Consider the following 17,561-nt stretch of genomic DNA (forward strand, 5'->3'; position numbering starts at 1 on the left):
AAAACTCAAATTTGTCTTGGCCGGAGTGATCAGAAAGTTTCATAAATCAATACCTTAGGTGATATTGGCATGAGTTTTGCGTAAAAATATTAGGCAGGTTCGTGTCTGCCTACAGAAGAGAAATGCGACTAACTGTTGCAACTACCCAGGAGGGACTGACATGAAAAAAACGTTGACTGTCACTTGCCTGTCCCTGTATCTCACGGCGCCGGCCTTGGCGCTGCCATCGAACGGGGACTTTGAGACAGGGGATTTCACAGGGTGGAGCGGAGATCTCGTCTCCACCGGCCCCGTCGATCCAAACCTAGACCCCCACTTTTCGATTGTTCCCCACGCCGGTCCCAGCTCCAGCTACGTGGCCCAGGTGCAAAACGACGACACCGACTGGCTGGCCACCCTGTTTCAGGTCTTTACCCTGGACAGCCTGCCAGGACCGGGCTGGACCATGGACATCACCTTCTGGATCCAGTGGACGCCGTCAGATAGCACGCAGGACACCCTACAGGTCCAGCTTTACGATTTGGGTATTACGGATACGGTGGACCTGTTAAGCGGCGTTTCCAATGCGGACCTTTTAGGGGGCACTTGGGTGACCCAGGACATTACCCGCTTTGCCCGGACTTGGGGAGGCCAGAATGTGGAGCTGGCCTTTACGCTAAGTGATTTCGATCTCTTCACTCCAGATACCTTGTGGCTCGATGGGATTTCTATCAACCAACGTGCGCCCGGCTCGGTTCCGGAACCGACCAGCCTGGTTCTCTTGGGAAGCGGAATTTTGGGTCTTGGAGTGAAAAGACTCAGGAGGCCTTGAGGGAGAGGGGCGACGCTCAGTTTCGGAGCCGGCGGCTCCGACATCGCCATGCACTCTTGAAAGGAGGTAGAGATGAAAAAAGTCAAAGCTTATTTCCGTTTTGTGCGCTATCTGGTCCTAGTTGCCTTGGGGGTGGAGCTGGCCACGTTCACGGTCGACGCTGCCGCTATGGCGGTGGAGGCCGGTCCCACCACCTGGGCCAAGACCTATGACACGTCAGCCGGCGAGGAAGCCTTCGCCGTCCAGCAGACCTCCGATGGGGGCTATGTGCTAGCCGGTTGGACCAACTCACGTGATGCGTGGGTCCTAAAGATGGATGCAACGGGCACTATCCAGTGGCAGAAAGCCTATAGCGCGGTTCCCGGGAGTCGGGATCTAGCGTCTTCTATCCAGCAGACCACAGACGGGGGCTACATCGTCGCCGGTTTTACCGATGCCTTCGCATATTATGGAGAGGTTAACAACCTCTTGGTCTTCAGGCTGGACGCAGATGGCAATGTGCGGTGGATGAAGGTCTATGGTTGCGCCTTCACCTCGTCCTGGGGAAACGCCGTCCACCAGACCTCGGATGGGGGCTACATCGTGGCGGCTGGAACCCATTGCGGCACGGGTTATTATAAGGCCTGGATCCTAAAGTTGGATGCCGATGGAAATATCCAGTGGCAGAGGGCTTATGGCGGTATAGGCTATGATGGGGCTGGCGACATCCAGCAGACCTCCGACGGGGGCTATGTGGTGGCTGGTCAGATAGGTTTTCAATATGGAAACGAGGGTGCCCAGAACGCCTGGGTCTTCAAACTCGATGCAGACGGGGACATGCAGTGGCAGAAGGCCTATGGCGGGTTAGGTAGAGATTATGCCTCCTCCATTCAGCAGACCCCGGATGGGGGCTACATCGTAGGGGGTGCAACGCAGTCCTTTGGCGCAGGCGATTGGGATGCCTGGGTCCTGAAATTGGATGCCGCTGGCAATATCCAGTGGCAGAAGACCTATGGCGGACCGGCCAGCGATTCGGGTAACGCCGTGCGGCGGACTGCCGACGGCGGCTATGTGGTGGCAGGGCATTCTTATTCCTTTAATCACGGAGGTGGCGCAACAGACAGCGATGCTTGGGTCTTCAAACTGGATGCAACTGGCGATATCCAGTGGCAGAAGGCCTATGGCGGATTGGCCGTGGATCAGGCCAATGCCATCCAGCCGACCTCCGACGGCGGTTACATTGCAGTAGGTCGCACTTGGTCTTTTGGCGTAGGTGTTGTCTCGGTCCTGAAACTGGACAGGAACGGAAATATCTGGGGTTGCACCTCTGACCTGTGGATGGATACCAGCGCCACTCCTGCGGCCTCGTCGGCGACTCCAGAGATACCCGCTGCCCCCCTGGTGTCCATCTCTTACCTCAATGTCAACTCCGTGAGTATCACCCCCATGGACACCGCCGCCACTGTGACAACCCAGTGTGAAGGCACACCGCCGACCCACACCCTCACCGTCACCAAGGCGGGCACAGGCAACGGCACGGTGACCAGCGATGATGGAGGCATCAACTGCGGTAGTGATTGCAGCGAGGCCTATCCCCAAGGCACCGTCGTCCCCCTCACCGCCAGCCCGGATCCAGGTTCCACCTTTGCCGGCTGGAGTGGGGATGCAGATTGTTCTGATGGGGTAGTCACCCTGGACGCCGACAAGACCTGCACCGCTGAGTTTATTGGCTCCTGGGTCGATATCACGGATCGGCTCAATATCACCTACTCCACCCGACCCCTTTACGACAGAATTCGCCGGGTTTTCTTCATCCAGGTCGCGGTGGAGAACCTAGGGGATGCCATCGCAGGGCCGGTCCGGCTGGTGATTACCGACCCGAGCATTTCAGTGAAGCCAGGGGTTGGAGTGGGACGCGACCCGGACGGCTACACGGAAGCGGGCGATCCCTACTTCATCATCGTGCCGGAAGAAGGCGTTCTTGGTGCAGGCGAGAGGCATAACCTGAGGATAAACTTTGAGCTTCAGAGAAGGCCGCTCACCTTCGGAATAAAAGTAGAGGTAGAGCAGCTGCCGCTGCTGCACTAAGCGGCAGAAAAGAGATCGGCGCTGCAGGCCATGTTTTCATGATCTGCAGCGCTGGGACAGCCTGATTGCGGCTGTTTCAACGAGTACAAATCCAGCCGCAACGTGGTCCAGCGGCCCATCGACAACAGCGTCCCTAGCCGCGCTAAACACTTTAGAGAAAGCGCGGCGCCGCTTTTCTCAAAGCTCAAATCGCTTTCCATGAAAATGGCATCTGGAAAGGGGGCGCGCTTTGCCTACAATTGGGCGTGGGTCGAGTAGCAAAAGCAATGAGGAAGCGTTTAAACGCTCATCGACAGCAAGAGCTTCTTGTTGGCCAGTTCCGGTTCCGGCCGATCCATGGGTCCCTTACATCGCGCTCCACAGCAGGCGAACTCCGTAAGCAGCCATCTGGCGGTCGCCGCTGACCAGGATCAGGTTGTCGTTGCCCGCCTGGGCCACCAGCAAGCGGTCGAAAGGGTCGCGGTGGTGCATGGGGAGGTTGCCGAGGGCGAGGATGTGCGTCAGGCGGATCGGCAGCGGCTCGAACTGGTTGGCGGCCAGGATGTCCTCGAAGTCCTCCCGGGGGAATTTTATCTTCCCCAGTTGCCGCTTGACCGCGATTTCCCAGGCGCTGACGTGACTGACATAAACCTCGTTCTCGGGCAGGGTAATGGCGTCTCGGGCCGCCTCAGGCAAGGCCGGATCGTCCGTCAGCTACCAGATCAGAGCGTGGGTGTCGAGCAGCAGCCTCACTTTGCTTTCCCCGGCGGGAACAGTTCGCTCCCGTAATAGGCGTCGATCACTTCCTTGGGCGTCTGGTCGAAGTCCTTCTCGACCCGGATCTTGCCTTGGAGGCCGCCGGGCCGGCGGGGAGTATGCCATTTGCGGGGCGGACAGAGTCTGGCGACCGGTTTGCCGCTGCGGGCGATGATGATTTCCTCGCCCCGCTCGACGGCTTCGAGCAGTCTGGAAAAAAGGGTCTTGGCGTAGTGGATGTTGACCTGCTGCATGGAGTGGATCCCGGTTTTTTCACCTAGACTAAGTCTAGGTCTTCCTATGGAGCGGGGCAAAAGGTTTTTCACCGCAGCAATGGCAGCGTGGGGAAAAACCGGATCGTGGCGCCCTTCGAGTTCGTTCAAGGCCTGCGCTTCATGGATTCGTCCGGGAGGCCTGGTTAGTCCATCCCCAGGAAGACCGCCAATGCCCGATTGACCTCGACCATCGTCCGGTCATCGAGACGCCCGATTACCCGGCCCACCTTCTCCCTGGGCACCGTCAGAATCTTGTCCACCGTGATCTGACTCGGCTTCTCCAGGCCATTCCTGTCGTCCGGGAACACGCCCAACCGGAAAAACACAACCGTGTGCAAGTCCTTAGCGAGCAGTTAAAAACCCTTCCGACTATCCGGCGGCGGCCCTAGTGGTATGCCTATCTTCATCGACTCCCGAGTCGCGATCCGGCCCAAGCGGCACGACGACTGGACCGTAGTTCCCAACCTTTGAGGAGCTATCGTGGGCCCGCCGTCGCGCCGAAGACTCCGGCGCTGGCGGAGGTGGTGCGGATAGCGCAGGGGCCTTTGTAGGATAGTCCCCGTGGATTTGCCCGCAAATTACCATGACGTCGGGCCGCACTACGGTGTCTTCGGAGACAATCCAGTCGGTCTCGTCCAGCACCAGGCAATCGGAACACGCCTCAAGAAGCTCGGCAAGCTGACGGCTGATGGCCATACTCAGTGCCGCTGGTGGGAAACGGTCGGACTGGGAGCCAATAGGGAATGCCTCGGATCCGCTCCCATTCCCCCCCAATGACGGAGGCTATGGTGTAATGGGGGAGAAGTTTAGGTCGAATCATGGCGAAAATCATTTATACTCGCAAGCGGCGCAAATTGAAAACGTTTCACCCAGTGTACGCAAAATTGCCTTTATTGACTAACATCCGCGCCTTGATCATCGACATGGACGGGGTGCTGTGGCACGGCAATACCCCCCTTCCGGGCTTGAAAGAATTCTTTACCACCCTGCGCGCCTTGAGGCTTTCCTTCATCCTGGCGACCAACAACGCCAGCGCCACGCCGGAAAGCTACGTGGCCAAGCTAAAGCGCATGGGGGTAGAAGTGGGTCCAGAGGAAATCCTCACCTCCGGCATCGCCACCGCCTGTTATCTGGCCGAACGCTACGATCCCAAAACCACGCGCGTGTACGCCATAGGCGAAGAAGGCTTGCTCGGCCCCTTGCGCGAGGCGGGCTTCACCTTGACCAAGAGCCATAAAGAAACCCGAGACTTCCGCGCCGACGTGGTGGTGGTGGGCAAGGACGAAACCCTGACCTGGGACAAGCTCGCCACCGCCACTTTGAACCTCAACTTGGGGGCGGCGTTTGTCGGCACCAACGCCGACACCACCTTCCCGACCGAGTTTGGCATCACCCACGGCAACGGCGCCATCCTCGCGGCTTTGACCTGCGCCACCGGGATCGAGCCTTTGATCGTCGGCAAACCGGAACCGATCATGTACCAACAGGCGCTTTCCCGCCTCAAACTCGAACCGCAGCAGGTGGTGGCGGTCGGCGACCGGTTAGAGACCGACATTTTGGGCGCAGTCCGCGCCGGTATTCCAAGCCTCTTGGTCCTCAGCGGCATTTCGCGCGCGGAGGATTTGGCCGCCGTCGATTACCGCCCGGATTGGATCCTGCCCGACATCCGCGCGCTGACAAAAGTATTGCGGGAAACCCGGGAATCGAGTTGAATGGGGCAAAGAGCGCGAGGAGGAGAGCGATGAAAAAGTTTCTCAACCACGTCGACACCTTGCTCGAGGAGAGCCTTAAGGGGTTTGCCAAAGCCCACGCGGATCTTATCGAACTCAACCCCAAACCCTGCTTTATCAAGCGCAAGCATCCGGCCACCTCCCCCAAAGTGGCGGTGATCTCCGGCGGTGGGTCGGGGCACGAGCCGCTGCACATCGGCTTTGTCGGCAAGGGTATGCTGGATGCGGCCTGTCCTGGCCAGGTTTTCACCTCGCCTACGCCGGACCAAATGCTCGCCGCTGCTCGGGCGGTGGAAAACGGCCGCGGCGTGTTGTTCATCGTCAAGAACTACGCCGGCGACGTGATGAACTTCGACATAGCGGTGGAGATGCTCGACTGTCCGGTCAAAGTGGTCTTGGTGCAGGACGACATCGCCCTACCCAAGGAGCACGACATCGGCCGGCGCGGCGTGGCCGGCACGGTGATCGTGGAAAAGATCGTGGGCGCCGCGGCTGAAGCGGGCGCCGATCTTGCTAGCTTAAAATCTTTGGGCGATAAGGTCGCCGAACGCACCGCCACCCTGGCTGTGGCCTTGAGCGGCTGCAACGTTCCGGCCTTGGGCGGCCCCACCTTCACCTTGCCGGCGGACAAGATCGAACTGGGCGTAGGCATCCACGGCGAACACGGGCGCGAGCTCATCGATTTCACCAACGCGACCGAAATCGTGAAAATGCTGGCCGAGGCGATCGCCGACGAGCTCAAACCCGCGCGCGGCCAGCCCGTCTTGTTGATGGTCAACGGGCTGGGAGCGACCACCTTGATGGAGCTGTATCTGGTCTACGAGTTGGCGTATGAATTCTGGCAGCAGCGCGGCCTCGAGATCCGCCGCTCGCTGGTAGGCAACTACACCACGGCGTTGGACATGGCCGGCTGCTCTTTGAGCCTGACGCTGCTCGACGAGGAACTCACCCGGCTGTGGGACGCTCCCGTCCACACCCCGGCGCTGCGCTGGGGCTGCTGACTAGGGCGTCGGCAACGGCGCAGATCATAAGCTGCGCGGTCCGGGCGCCGGCATCGACGATGCCGCGGGCGCGCTCGCCCAAGTAAGAGGCGCGGCCTTTGCTGGCAAGCAGCTCGCGGGTCGATTCCATCCCCCGAATGGCCGCGGCTTTGACTTGGGCGGCGATCGCTGGCGCGGAGGCCGAAGACTGCGCGGTGGCGAGCAAAGCCTCTGCGGTAGGCTGCAGCGTATCGACCAAGGTTTTTTCGCCCACCTGGGTCTTGCCGCGGCGTTTGACCGCCTCCACCGCTTCAGAGAAGGCTCGGGCAAACGCCTCAAGCTCTAAAGAAGCCCTCTGAAGCGCTTTACCTAAGGAGAGAAACAGCGTTCCGTAAAGCGACCCGGAGGCCCCGCCCACCGTGGACATCAGCGTCGTGCCGAGCTGGATGAGCGCCGCACCCCAATCGCTCGCCTGCGCCAGTTGTTCGCGCTGGTCGCGCAAGGCTTTCAAGCCGCGCCTTAAGTTGGTGAGGTGATCGCCGTCGCCGAGCGCGCGGTCAAGAGCGGAAACTTCCTCGGCGTGGGCCTCGATGGCTTGAGAAGCGGCCTCGATCAGGTCCGGCAAAATGCAGGGCTTAAGGTCCATGGCAAAACTCCTTCAGATCACCCGACGAGCGCGTAGCTTAGCAGCTAAGCTCAATCGACCGCAAATGCGCGGCGCTCAGAACCCGACCCGCACGCCTACCTGCGCGCCGCGTCCCGGTTCGGGCGCTACGGTGCGCAGGAACGAGGTCGAATTGCGCACGGTCTGGTCGAGCAGATTGGTGGCCCGGGCAAACAAGGCAAGCTCAAGCCGCTCGTGGGTAGGGAGGCGGTATTCGCCGCCTAAGTTGAGCAAAACGTAGCTCGGGGTAGGCGCTTCGCCAGCCCCGGGATGATCCTGGGGTTCGGCGCGGGTCAGGCGCAGGAAGACCTCGCCCCGCTCGGCGCGCCATTTCACCTCGAACCCATAGCGCCACGGCGGCATCCTAGGCACGTCGCTCCCGTCCTGGAACCTTGCGCGGGTGTAGTCGCTGAACAAGATCAAGTCGAGCTCGCCGTAGGCGGTGACCAGCAGGGGAAAATCGAGCTTTGCCTCAAAGCCTTTGAATATCGCGTCTTGCTGCGCGGCGGTCAGGACAGGCAGGCCCGATTCCTCATCCTTGCGGCCGGTGTTGCGGAAAAAGATGAAATTGCCCACCCAGTAGTGAAAAACGTTGACCTCCGCGGTCAGTTTGGGGTGCTCGAAGCGATAGCCCAGTTCGAGCAAGTTGGAATGTTCTAGGTTTAAGCCCGGATCGCCGATCTCGAACGCTTGGCTGGCTTGATGGACGCCGAAGGAATACAGCTCCTGCGGCGCCGGCGGGCGCTGCGTGGAGGTGAACGCCAGGGTCAGGCGATGGTGCTCGGCGGCGTTGAAGCTCAGGCTGGCCGCGCCGCTGACCGGCAGATCGCGCCTTAACCCAAAGCCTTGGGCTTGGGTCTGCAGGTGTTCCACCCGCGCGCCGAGATCCATCTCCCACGGCCAAAAATCCAAATGCTCGTGGACGAACGCGGCATAGCTCTCGCGCTCGGTTCGCGGAACCACCGCCTCCTCGCCCCGCGCTTCAAGGCCGGCGTGGTGCACCTGCAGGCCGAAGCTGCCGCGCGCAGGCCCGAGCGGAACGTGGTTGACCTCCAGGCGGCTTTCGTGGTTTTTCTGGGTCCACAGCGTCCCGCGCACGCCGCCTTCCATTTCCAAATGGCGGTAATCGGCGTGGCTGTAAGCCAAACGCACTTCTTCCGCCCAGCCCCACGGCGAGCGGATTCCCGATCGAAAGTCATGGCGATTTTGTTTGAGCGCGATGTGGATCTTGCCGTGCGCAGAGTTCTGATCGTGCTCGGGATCCATATCGCCTCCAAATTCGGCCAAGAAAGGGACGCCGTAGGTTTTCTCCAAGCGCTGGAGGCTGGCGCCGACAAAGCCCCAATCTTTTACCCAAGAGAGCCCGACGCTGCCGCTGCGATCGTCGCCATCGGTTCCCGCGAGCCTGCCCGAGCCGGTGGCGAGATCGCCGCGCGCCCGCCGCACGCCGTCCGCGCGCAACACCCAGGGTCCCCATCCGAAGGTCAAGCGCGCGCTGCCGGCGTGCTCATCGGCGGTCGAATCGTATTGATATCCACCCTGGCCGCTAAGCGGCTGAGTAGAGCGCTGCTCGGGGATGCGGCCGTCGAGCACGTTGATCAGGCCACCGACGATGCCGCTGCCGTAACGCAGCGCCGCCGGGCCGTGCAGCACCTCGATTTGCTCGGCGAGCAAAGGCTCCACACCGAGCGCGTGGTCGGGGCTGATCTGGGAGAGGTCGTTGACGCCCAGCGCGTTCTGCAGCACCCGGATTCTGGGCCCGCTCTGACCGCGGATCACCGGCAGACCCACCCCGGGCCCGAAGGACTGATTGGCAAAGCCTGGCAGTTGCTCAAGCGCTTCCCCCAAAGTGCGGCGCAAGCTATGCCGGAAGACTTCTTGTTCCAACAGCGTGCGCCCAGCGCCGCGTTCATGGGCCGCGGTGACCGTCAGCGGGGTCAGTTCGACCACCGTTTCGCGAGCGATCGCCGTGCCGCCCAAAATTCCAAGCGCCAACAACGCGGGCTTGAGCCTCTGCATGATCCTTCCATCCATCTTTACGATATGTTATATCGTAACTTTAATTGCGATAACAGATCAACGCTTTTTGCTCGGTTCTGTCGCGAGAGGCTTTGTGCACTCGGCGCACAGGCCGGCGATCTCGATGGCCTGCTGCTGGGGCAAAAAGCCGACTTGCTCGAGGGCATCGGTCACAGCGGTCATAACGCCCGGGGCGGGCAATTCCGCCACTTTCCCGCAGCCAGTGCAGATCAACAGCAGCACCCGGTGCGGGCGATCGCCGCAGCCGCAGCCGATGAAGGCGTTTTGGCTTGCGAGTTTGTGGATCAGCCCCTGGGCGAGGAGAAACTCGAGCGCTCGGTAGACGGTGGCCGGTTTGGCCGAACGCAGGGGTTGGATCCGACCGAGCAGGTCGTAGGCCTTGACCGCCCGGTGGTCTTCCCAAATCAGTTCTAACACCCGGCGCCGCAGAGGAGTCAGGCGCACGCCCCGCTCCCGGCAGAGTTTCTCAGCCAGGCTCAAGGCTTCCTGAACGCAGTGCGCGTGATCGTGCAAAGGTTTAACCATCGGGTCATCCCTCGTCCCCAGGAGGACGGGTCGGCCATTCTTCTAGGCATAAGGCCAAAGCCTCCTGCCATTCCGGCAAGCAGACGCCGAAAACCTCCTCAACGCGCGCCGTATCTAGGACCGAATACGGGGGGCGGCGGGCCGGGGTAGGGTAGTCTTGGGTGGCGATGGCCTGAACGCGCGCCGCGTTCTCCGGCAGGATTCCAAGAGCAATCGCCTGGCGGCGGATCTCGCAGGCGAAACCGTGCCAGGTGGTCTGGCCGCGGCAGGTGAGGTGATAGGTGCCGGTGGTTCCCCTTAAAGTTAAGCGCGTCCGGGCCAGCATCAGGGCGGTGGCGGCGGCGATCATTCGGCTCCAGGTGGGGGCGCCGCGTTGATCGGCTACCACCCTGACCGACTCGCGCTCCTGCAGCAGGCGGAGCATGGTCTTGAGGAAATTTTTGCCGCGGTGGCCGTAGACCCACGCCGTGCGCAAGATCCAATGATCAGCGCCGCTGGCGCGGATGGCTTCTTCGCCTGCCAGTTTGCTGCAGCCATAGACCGAACAAGGGCCGGTAGGATCGTCTTCCCGGTAAGGGCGGTCGCGATCGCCGGCAAACACGTAGTCGGTGGAGTAATGGATCAACCCGGCGCCAAGGCGCTTGGCTTCCTCGGCGAGCAGGCCGGGGGCAATGGCGTTAACCCGATAAGCCAAGTCCGGCTCGGATTCGGCCCGATCCACCGCGGTGTAGGCCGCGGCGTTGACAATGAGGTCCGGGCGGACCTGGCGCACAGCGCGGGCGACAGTGTGACCATCCGCCAGGTCGATCGCCGGCTCGGTGCGGCGGTCTAGGGCGATGACTTGGCCTAGGGGCCGCAGGCAGCGGCGCAATTCGAACGCCAGTTGGCCCTCGCGACCGATGAGCAACACCGTGGGCATAAAACCTCCGTGAATCCAGCCCATTTTAAAGGGAAACGCAAAGGGTGGTAAACTAAGATACGCATGTCCAGACCGTACACGGCGCTCATCGATTATCACCGGCGCACCAAGCACCACTTCCACCGCTATGCTGCCGGGCCAGGCTACCTCGATTGGGACACCCAGCCGGAACCGTTTCGGTACTATCAGGGCGCGCCGCGATTGCCCCTGCGCCGATACGAGGCGGACCCCAACGCGCCTCCTGCGTTCGACGCCCTGTACGGGGAAATGCCTAGCGCGCCGGTGAACGCCAAGACGCTGGCCGATTTGTTTTTCCACAGCTTTGCCTTATCGGCCTGGAAGTCGGCGGGGGGATCGCGCTGGGCGCTTCGGTGCAATCCTTCCAGCGGCAATCTCCACCCCACCGAGGTTTACCTTTTGACCGACGCGGTCGCCGGTCTGAGCCAACACCCGGCCCTGTTCCACTATCAGCCTTACGATCACAGCCTGGAGCTGCGCGCCGAACACTTAAGTTGCGACTGGGCGGGGCTGATCGCACCTTTGCCGAGTTCGGCAGCGTTGGTGGGGCTGACTTCGATTGTCTGGCGCGAGAGCTGGAAGTACGGCGAGCGCGCGTTGCGGTATTGCCTGCTGGACTTGGGCCACGCGCTGGCGGCTTTGGCTTACAGCGCCGCGTGTTTGGGTTGGTCCGTCGCTTTGCTCCCCGAGGTGGCGCCTGAGAAACTGGCGCAGCTTCTCGGTGTCGACCGGCAGACCGGACCTGAAGCCGAACATCCCGATTGCCTGGTGGCGGTGTTTCCCGAAGGCCGTGTAAACTGGCCGGCGGTGGCCGATTGGCGACTGGACGCGGCCAAGGTGCAAGAGCTTGCCCGCCATCTTAGACCCAACCCTCCGAACGTTTTAAGCCCCTCTCATCGGCCTTGGCCGATTCTTGAGGAAACGGCCAAGGCTTTGCATTGCGAGCGTATCGAAATCACCCCGCCCTCCGGCCGGGCCATTCCACCGCTGCCGCAGCGGCCAATTGGGGCGCGCTGGCTGATTCGTCAGCGCCGCAGCGTGCAGCGGATGGACAGGGTAACGCCCATAGCTTGCGCCGATTTTAAGCGCCTCGTCTTCAGGCTGTGGCAGGGCGGGCTGCCGGTGGCGGCCTTAGGAAGGGAGCCTGCGGTGCACCTTGGGTTTTACCTGCACCGGGTGGAAGGTCTGCCGGCGGGGTTGTATTTGCTGGCGCGTTCTGAGGCGGGATTGGAGCTATTTCGCCAGGCAACGAGCCGAACCTGGCGGTGGCAAAAACTTACTATCTTCCCGGAGGAACTGCCGTTTTATCTTTTGGCTGAGGGCGATGTTCGCGAACTGGCCAAAGCGCTCAGCTGCCACCAAGACATCGCCGCCGACGGCGCGTTTGCAGTGTCGATGCTGGCTGAGTTTGAAGGGCGCCTGAAGCGGTCGGGATGGGAGTACGCCCGCCTGCACATGGAGGCTGGGGCGTTGGGGCAATTGCTGTATTTGGAAGCCGAAGCGGCGGGCCTGCGCGGCACGGGAATTGGGTGTTTTTTCGACGACCCGGTGCACGAGTTGTTCGGCTTGTCCGATGAGGTCTTGCAGGTGCTGTATCATTTCACCGTAGGCGGCGGGTTGGAAGACCCAAGGCTTGAGCGCCTCGATGCCTATTACTATCTCTGAATTGTTTGGGTACGGATCGCTGCGCTCCAAGCGCCTCAGAAGACGGCTGCTTGGCCGGGAGATCAAGACCGTTCCGGCTTGGCTCGAAGGATTTGCCAGCGTGCAGGTGGCCGGTTCCCCATACCCCGGCCTGGTGCGTGCTCCGGGCCAGAAAACCGTAGGGGAACTGCTGCTTGGGCTTAGGCCGCGTGATCTAGAACGGCTGGACCGCTACGAAGGAACAGAATACGAGCGGCGGCTGGTTTGGGTGCAAGCGCAGGGCAGAAAGCGTCGCGCTTGGGTATATTGCTGGCGCGACCGGCGACGGCTCGCGCTAAAGAGCCGACTCTTGCGGCTGCCGCGCCTGCCGGTTCTTTCAAAATAAGCTTATGCTTGTTTTGCCAGAAAAAACTTGGCATTATTAAAAAATTTATGTTCACAATTGGAGGCTTTATGCGTAAGTTGTCGGCTGTCTTTCCCTTGCTGGTTTTGGTTTGGTCCGCGTCGGCCACAGCTCATGGCCCAGTGCGGCAGAAAGTCGAAGAAAAGGTGACCATCAACGCTCCGGCAGAAAAGGTGTGGGAGACCGTCAAGGAGTTCTGCAGCATCAAACAATGGCACCCTAAGGTCAGCGACTGCACCGCTGAAGGAGCCTCTAACAAGAAGTACAAGCTCACCCTGAGTGGGGGCGGTTGGGTCGTCGAAGAGTTGAAAGGCCGTAACGACGCCAAGATGGCGTATTCCTACAAATTCAACGTGGACGATATGAGCGCTGCCAAGACCATCGTCCACGCCAGTCAAGAAATCCAAGTGCCGGTCTTGCCGGTGGCAAACTTCTCCGGCAGCCTCGAGGTAAAAAAGCAAGGCGACAAAGCGGTAGTGATCTGGAAGGGGGCTTTCTACCGCGCCTATATGAACAACAACCCGCCGCCGGAGATGAACGAGGAAGCCGCCATCCGAGCGATTACCGATTTCTTTCGCAGCGGTTTGGACAATTTAAAGCAGTTGTTGGAGAAACCTTAAAGCTTATGTCCCGGTCTCCCTGGCTGTCCACCTTAGCCGCACCCGTCGCCTTGGCGTTTGGGGTTAGCCTTGCGCAGGCGAAGCCCTACGCGTTCATTACTAACCAAGGGGAAGACAGCGTATCGGTCATCGACACGGCCCAAGACCGCGTAGTCAAAACCTTAAAAGTAGGCTCCAAGCCGGCAGGGGTCGCGGTCAGCGGGGACGGTCGCACGGTCTTGGTGACCAATTCCGCCGGCAAGGACGTCACCCTGATCGACGGCGAAACCCTTGCCGTGATGGGCTCCATCCCGCTCGGTGAGGGCCCGTTGGGGGCAGCGGTCGATTCTACCGGCAAGCGCGGTTATGTGGCCGATTGGTATGAACACTACGTCAGCGTTCTGGACCTTTCGGCGCGTAAGGTCCTCGCTAAGATCCCGGTGGGCAAATCTCCTTCCGGACTGGTCGTGAGTTCCGACGATCGGCGGGTATATGTCGCCAATCGCGACAGCGATTCGGTCTCCCTGATCGACGCTAAAGACCTGAAAGTCCTTGCTACCCAGACGGTAGGTCAGCATCCTTTCGGGATTGCCCTGGACGAGGCCAGAAACCGCTTGTATACCGCCAACGTTTTAAGCAACGACGTGAGCGTGTTGGAAGCTTCGACTTTAAAACCGATCCAAACCCTGCGCGTGGGCGAGCGCCCTTACGCGCTCGCTTTGGCGGATGGGGGCAGGCGAGTGTTCGTTACCAACCAGTACGACGATACCGTCTCGGTAATCGACGCCGAACGGCTGGAGGTAATCGATACCCTGGAGGTAGGCGAATACCCGGAAGGGATCGCCGCCCACCCCGATGGCCGTAGGGTATACGTGGCCAACTGGTTCAGCAATTCGGTGTCGGTGATCGATGCGGTTAAATTGCAGCTCTTGACAACCATCCCTACCGGGGATGGCAGCCGGGCTTTCGGTCAGTTCATCGCCCCGGTGAGCCAAAGCGCGCCCATTCCTTCAACAGCACGCACATCCAAGACCCGGCCACCTGCTCAAAGCGGCTAGGCTCTCGCTTGGACTTGAATCGGATAATCAAAACTTTATAATTTAAAAATTCAGCGCCGGTATAGCTCAGTCGGTAGAGCAACTGATTCGTAATCAGTAGGTCAGCGGTTCGAGTCCGCTTACCGGCTCCATCCCTAAACCCGCCTTGCGGAGCTGTCTTCGTCGGCCAAGCGTAACTCTACATAAGCTTGGCGGATCCGTTCGCGGCCGTAAATCCTCTCCAGTTGGCGGAGGGTAAAATGCGCTTGGGCAGTTTTCTGAAAGTGGTCCATGAATATGAAATTGATGGCTGCGCCGCTGACTGCGCCAATGGCAGGGAGGGTTTGCAGGGCAAATTTTTGCGTGACTTGGACGCTAAAGCGCTGGGCGATGGCGTCAATGAGCTTGATCAACACTGGGGCGCTTTCCTTAGCTAGGCCTTTTTTCATCAGGTGTCTTAAAGATTCCTCCAAGGCTTTAGCCAAAGCCGCACGCACCGCATAATACCCAGTTTCGGCAGCATCGCCGGTTTTTGCTTTGCCCCCTAAGGCAAAGACTTCCAGACACGCCAACTTGGCTTCCGGATCGCGCAAGTCTTCGCCCAACTCCCGCGCAGTGGCAGCGATGGCGCGCAGCATCAAGGTCGCCGAAACAGGAAGCTCTAAAGCCAAGCTCGGAAGGCCGAAGCTCCCACCTAAGGCTCCGCTCAAACCCGCCAAAACTTTGTGAGCCGAGTGGGAAATTTTAGCGCTTGGCAAGGTCCAAAGAGCCACTTCCCAAGCTCTGCTAAGCGCTTCCCGAGTTAAGTAGTTGATCGGTTTGACCCATTCCTTGGGGAGATGCGCTAGGGCGCGTTCGACCGGCATGCCAATGGAATTGGAAAGACGCGCCACCAAGCCGGGATTTTCCAAGAACCGCATCGCCTCCGCCAACCTTTGATAATCTGCAGCGGTCAGCGGAGCACGCTGCCACTGGATCCAATTCGCCGGCAAGGCGACGATTTCGTTCATGACTGCCTCTCAGAAGGATCCAAAGCGCTTACATCGGGATTAACCGATAAGTCGGCTCGTAATGATCGGCCAACCGCATTCGTTTTTGCGCCACCAAATCGGCGAGAAGTTTCTCGAGCGGCCTTAAGATCTTAGCCTCGCCCCGGATTTCAAACGGTCCCTTCTGTTCAACTTGGGTTATCCCTTGTTCCTTGACGTTGGCGGCGACGATGCCGGAAAACGCCCGCCTAAGCTCCGCCGCCAATTCATGCGGCGGCAGATCCGAGCTCAGGCGCAAACTTGCCATCGCCTCGTGGCTAGGTAAAAAGGGCTTCTGGAAAGCGGGGGCGATCGTCAGCCGCCAGTTAAAATAATAGGCATCGTGTGTATGATGGCGATAACGATGCACCTCATCCAGCCCCTGGCGCATGACACGCGCGACTTCTTCAGGATCGCCCAGGACGATCCGATAACGCGCGCGCACCGACTCTCCTAAAGTCGCACGCAGAAACTCGTCGATACGGCGGAAATAATCGGCGCTTTCGATCGGACCCGTGAAGACTAAAGGAAAGGGCAGCTCGGCATTGGCCGGATGCAGCAATATCCCTAAGATATACAGAATTTCTTCGAAGGTGCCCACTCCGCCGGGAAAGACGACGACGCCGTGTCCAACCCGCACAAACGCCTCTAGGCGCTTCTCGATGTCGGGCATCACGACTAAAGAATTGACGATAGGATTAGGGGGTTCGGCGGCAATAATGCCCGGCTCTGAAATTCCTAAATAACGTCCATCATAGATGCGTTGCTTGGCGTGTCCGATCGCGGCGCCTTTCATCGGTCCTTTCATCGCTCCCGGACCACAGCCGGTGCAGATGTTTAGGCCCCGCAGCCCGAGTTCGTAGCCAACCCGCTTGCTGTAGTCGTATTCGACCGCACTTACGGCGTGACCACCCCAACAAACCACCATATCCGGAGGCTGTTTTGGAATTAGCGCCTGCGCGTTGCGCAGGATATGAAACACCGCATTGGTGATATCGCTCGATCGATTCAGGTCGAACGCTCCGCTTTCAACGATTTGTTGATTGGTGTAAACGATATCGCGCAGCACCGCAAATAAATGCTCGCGGATGCCTTTGATCATCTTGCCATCTACAAATGCCGAAGCCGGTGCGTTGACCAGTTCCAGTTTAATACCGCGTTCCTGTTGCCGGATGTAGATTGCAAAATCACGGTAGCGCTCAAACACTGCTTTGGAGTTATCCACGGGATTACCGCAGTTGAGAACAGCCAAAGCGCACTTGCGAAAGGTTTCAAACAATTCGGTATGCGCGCTGTCGAGCAGACGGCTGATTTCCTTTTTGGACAGGATCTCCAAAGGGCCATCCGGAGCTACTTGGATTGGTCCTTCAACCAAGGATAACGCCGGTTGATTTAGGGTTTGGACGGTCATCAAGTCCAATTAACCTGTGGATAACTCTGTGGAAAAACGCTCGGTGGATAGCCTAGAATTGACGGCCACACGGACGTTATACCTGAAACGTCTCCCGACGCCGCTCACGCACAGAGATGGCCGCCAAATCGCGTAGCTCTTCGGCGAGCAGATCGATCACATCTTCCATAGCAAGGATACCGACCAACGCTCCCGCCTTGTCTACCACCGGCAAGCGGCGTATCCCAAAAGCGCGCATTCGCTCAGCAGCTGAAAAAATTTCTTCAGTTTCACCGATGGTTTCTACCCCTACGCTCATCACATCGGCTATTGCTAGATGGTGAGGATCCAATCCTTGAGCCAACACTTTGACTACCATGTCCCGGTCGGTCAAGATTCCGATCGGAATGCATTTGCCGTCGCGCTCCTCTACTACCACCACATCGCCGACGTGGTATTGACGCATGAGCCTAGCGGCGAAAATCAAAGGTTCATCGCGTTTTGCGATGACCACCTCCCGGCAACAGACTTCGCCGATCATCATCGTTTTCCCCAAGTAGAGATATTCCTCTAACAAAAGAGGTTATACGCGAAAGCACGCTAACTTAGAAGGAAAACCATAAAAGAATGCCAGCCCTTATTTTATACAAGGGCTGGCTAAGATAGGAAAAATTGAATCCTAAATCAGGAAGAGTA

18 protein-coding genes and 1 tRNA gene are annotated in these 17,561 nt (G+C 59.5%); 9 read left to right on the forward strand and 10 right to left on the reverse strand.

Annotated elements, in window-relative coordinates:
• The first annotated feature begins 160 nt into the window (after window positions 1-160).
• Window positions 161-811, forward strand: coding sequence for a PEP-CTERM sorting domain-containing protein (locus ACYQ3M_RS10710; protein WP_460036078.1), 651 nt, complete (start codon window positions 161-163; stop codon window positions 809-811).
• 72 nt (window positions 812-883) lie between these two features.
• Window positions 884-2,878 carry an InlB B-repeat-containing protein gene (locus tag ACYQ3M_RS10715; RefSeq protein ID WP_460036079.1) on the forward strand — a complete coding sequence of 665 codons (1,995 nt, stop codon included), beginning with the start codon at window positions 884-886 and terminating at the stop codon, window positions 2,876-2,878.
• 345 nt (window positions 2,879-3,223) lie between these two features.
• Here the strand turns inward: ACYQ3M_RS10715 and ACYQ3M_RS10720 are convergent, their stop codons facing one another.
• From ACYQ3M_RS10720 to ACYQ3M_RS10730, 3 genes are read right to left on the reverse strand one after another with little or no spacing between them, the layout of a single operon-like run.
• Window positions 3,224-3,553: a type II toxin-antitoxin system VapC family toxin gene (locus ACYQ3M_RS10720; RefSeq protein ID WP_460036080.1), complete on the reverse strand. Its 330-nt coding sequence runs from the start codon at window positions 3,551-3,553 to the stop codon at window positions 3,224-3,226.
• 53 nt (window positions 3,554-3,606) lie between these two features.
• Window positions 3,607-3,996 (reverse strand): type II toxin-antitoxin system Phd/YefM family antitoxin, encoded by a 390-nt coding sequence (locus ACYQ3M_RS10725; RefSeq protein ID WP_460036081.1) that lies wholly within the window; start codon window positions 3,994-3,996, stop codon window positions 3,607-3,609.
• Window positions 3,997-4,031: 35 nt separating this feature from the next.
• Window positions 4,032-4,226: a type II toxin-antitoxin system PemK/MazF family toxin gene (locus ACYQ3M_RS10730; RefSeq protein WP_460036082.1), complete on the reverse strand. Its 195-nt coding sequence runs from the start codon at window positions 4,224-4,226 to the stop codon at window positions 4,032-4,034.
• 480 nt (window positions 4,227-4,706) lie between these two features.
• Here ACYQ3M_RS10730 and ACYQ3M_RS10735 point away from each other — a divergent pair, with 480 nt between their 5' ends.
• Together ACYQ3M_RS10735 and dhaK are read left to right on the forward strand one after the other, a co-directional pair.
• Window positions 4,707-5,600: an HAD-IIA family hydrolase gene (locus ACYQ3M_RS10735; protein ID WP_460036083.1), complete on the forward strand. Its 894-nt coding sequence runs from the start codon at window positions 4,707-4,709 to the stop codon at window positions 5,598-5,600.
• A 29-nt stretch (window positions 5,601-5,629) separates the two neighbouring features.
• On the forward strand, window positions 5,630-6,619 hold the full coding sequence (gene dhaK / locus ACYQ3M_RS10740; RefSeq protein WP_460036084.1) for a dihydroxyacetone kinase subunit DhaK: 990 nt from the start codon (window positions 5,630-5,632) through the stop codon (window positions 6,617-6,619).
• Here the strand turns inward: dhaK and dhaL are convergent.
• From dhaL to rfbD, 4 genes are all read right to left on the reverse strand, one after another.
• The gene (gene dhaL, locus ACYQ3M_RS10745; protein WP_460036085.1) at window positions 6,564-7,244 is read right to left on the reverse strand and encodes a dihydroxyacetone kinase subunit DhaL; all 681 of its coding nucleotides are present in this window, start codon (window positions 7,242-7,244) and stop codon (window positions 6,564-6,566) included. The two genes, dhaK and dhaL, sit on opposite strands and share 56 nt — an antisense overlap.
• Before the next feature lie 75 nt (window positions 7,245-7,319).
• A complete protein-coding gene (locus ACYQ3M_RS10750; RefSeq protein ID WP_460036086.1) occupies window positions 7,320-9,281 on the reverse strand; it encodes a TonB-dependent receptor in 1,962 nt (653 codons plus the stop codon).
• Between the two features lie 57 nt (window positions 9,282-9,338).
• Complete coding sequence (locus tag ACYQ3M_RS10755; RefSeq protein WP_460036087.1) at window positions 9,339-9,827, reverse strand: transcriptional repressor; 489 nt, start codon at window positions 9,825-9,827, stop codon at window positions 9,339-9,341.
• Window positions 9,828-9,831: 4 nt separating this feature from the next.
• Window positions 9,832-10,746, reverse strand: a complete 915-nt coding sequence (gene rfbD / locus ACYQ3M_RS10760; RefSeq protein WP_460036088.1) for a dTDP-4-dehydrorhamnose reductase — start codon at window positions 10,744-10,746, stop codon at window positions 9,832-9,834.
• Window positions 10,747-10,809: 63 nt separating this feature from the next.
• Between rfbD and ACYQ3M_RS10765 the strand changes: the two genes are divergently transcribed.
• From ACYQ3M_RS10765 to ACYQ3M_RS10785, 5 genes are all read left to right on the forward strand, one after another.
• The gene (locus ACYQ3M_RS10765; RefSeq protein ID WP_460036089.1) at window positions 10,810-12,429 is read left to right on the forward strand and encodes a SagB/ThcOx family dehydrogenase; all 1,620 of its coding nucleotides are present in this window, start codon (window positions 10,810-10,812) and stop codon (window positions 12,427-12,429) included.
• On the forward strand, window positions 12,410-12,793 hold the full coding sequence (locus ACYQ3M_RS10770) for a gamma-glutamylcyclotransferase family protein (RefSeq protein ID WP_460036090.1): 384 nt from the start codon (window positions 12,410-12,412) through the stop codon (window positions 12,791-12,793). Before ACYQ3M_RS10765 ends, ACYQ3M_RS10770 begins: the two co-directional genes overlap by 20 nt.
• A 68-nt stretch (window positions 12,794-12,861) precedes the next feature.
• The gene (locus ACYQ3M_RS10775) at window positions 12,862-13,431 is read left to right on the forward strand and encodes an SRPBCC family protein (protein ID WP_460036091.1); all 570 of its coding nucleotides are present in this window, start codon (window positions 12,862-12,864) and stop codon (window positions 13,429-13,431) included.
• A 5-nt stretch (window positions 13,432-13,436) separates the two neighbouring features.
• Window positions 13,437-14,468, forward strand: coding sequence for a YVTN family beta-propeller repeat protein (locus tag ACYQ3M_RS10780; protein ID WP_460036092.1), 1,032 nt, complete (start codon window positions 13,437-13,439; stop codon window positions 14,466-14,468).
• Between the two features lie 55 nt (window positions 14,469-14,523).
• Window positions 14,524-14,599, forward strand: a tRNA-Thr gene (locus ACYQ3M_RS10785).
• A gap of 3 nt (window positions 14,600-14,602) precedes the next feature.
• On the opposite strand, the gene ACYQ3M_RS10790 is transcribed toward ACYQ3M_RS10785, so the two are convergent.
• From ACYQ3M_RS10790 to ACYQ3M_RS10800, 3 genes are all read right to left on the reverse strand, one after another.
• The gene (locus ACYQ3M_RS10790) at window positions 14,603-15,457 is read right to left on the reverse strand and encodes an EcsC family protein (RefSeq protein WP_460036093.1); all 855 of its coding nucleotides are present in this window, start codon (window positions 15,455-15,457) and stop codon (window positions 14,603-14,605) included.
• Between the two features lie 28 nt (window positions 15,458-15,485).
• Window positions 15,486-16,886, reverse strand: a complete 1,401-nt coding sequence (gene ppnN / locus ACYQ3M_RS10795; protein ID WP_460036094.1) for a nucleotide 5'-monophosphate nucleosidase PpnN — start codon at window positions 16,884-16,886, stop codon at window positions 15,486-15,488.
• A 76-nt stretch (window positions 16,887-16,962) separates the two neighbouring features.
• Window positions 16,963-17,409: a CBS domain-containing protein gene (locus ACYQ3M_RS10800; protein WP_460036095.1), complete on the reverse strand. Its 447-nt coding sequence runs from the start codon at window positions 17,407-17,409 to the stop codon at window positions 16,963-16,965.
• Window positions 17,410-17,561: the final 152 nt, after the last annotated feature.

Source organism: Methylothermus subterraneus (genome assembly GCF_054656915.1).

Coding starts and splice junctions, on each gene's coding strand:
- dhaL (WP_460036085.1), bottom strand. CDS start 7,244: ATGGACCTTAAGCCCTGCATTTTGCCGGACCTGATCGAGGCCGCTTCT.
- ACYQ3M_RS10775 (WP_460036091.1), top strand. CDS start 12,862: ATGCGTAAGTTGTCGGCTGTCTTTCCCTTGCTGGTTTTGGTTTGGTCC.
- ppnN (WP_460036094.1), bottom strand. CDS start 16,886: ATGACCGTCCAAACCCTAAATCAACCGGCGTTATCCTTGGTTGAAGGA.
- rfbD (WP_460036088.1), bottom strand. CDS start 10,746: ATGCCCACGGTGTTGCTCATCGGTCGCGAGGGCCAACTGGCGTTCGAA.
- ACYQ3M_RS10735 (WP_460036083.1), top strand. CDS start 4,707: ATGGCGAAAATCATTTATACTCGCAAGCGGCGCAAATTGAAAACGTTT.
- dhaK (WP_460036084.1), top strand. CDS start 5,630: ATGAAAAAGTTTCTCAACCACGTCGACACCTTGCTCGAGGAGAGCCTT.
- ACYQ3M_RS10770 (WP_460036090.1), top strand. CDS start 12,410: ATGCCTATTACTATCTCTGAATTGTTTGGGTACGGATCGCTGCGCTCC.
- ACYQ3M_RS10755 (WP_460036087.1), bottom strand. CDS start 9,827: ATGGTTAAACCTTTGCACGATCACGCGCACTGCGTTCAGGAAGCCTTG.
- ACYQ3M_RS10715 (WP_460036079.1), top strand. CDS start 884: ATGAAAAAAGTCAAAGCTTATTTCCGTTTTGTGCGCTATCTGGTCCTA.
- ACYQ3M_RS10780 (WP_460036092.1), top strand. CDS start 13,437: ATGTCCCGGTCTCCCTGGCTGTCCACCTTAGCCGCACCCGTCGCCTTG.
- ACYQ3M_RS10710 (WP_460036078.1), top strand. CDS start 161: ATGAAAAAAACGTTGACTGTCACTTGCCTGTCCCTGTATCTCACGGCG.
- ACYQ3M_RS10750 (WP_460036086.1), bottom strand. CDS start 9,281: ATGCAGAGGCTCAAGCCCGCGTTGTTGGCGCTTGGAATTTTGGGCGGC.
- ACYQ3M_RS10765 (WP_460036089.1), top strand. CDS start 10,810: ATGTCCAGACCGTACACGGCGCTCATCGATTATCACCGGCGCACCAAG.
- ACYQ3M_RS10800 (WP_460036095.1), bottom strand. CDS start 17,409: ATGATGATCGGCGAAGTCTGTTGCCGGGAGGTGGTCATCGCAAAACGC.
- ACYQ3M_RS10790 (WP_460036093.1), bottom strand. CDS start 15,457: ATGAACGAAATCGTCGCCTTGCCGGCGAATTGGATCCAGTGGCAGCGT.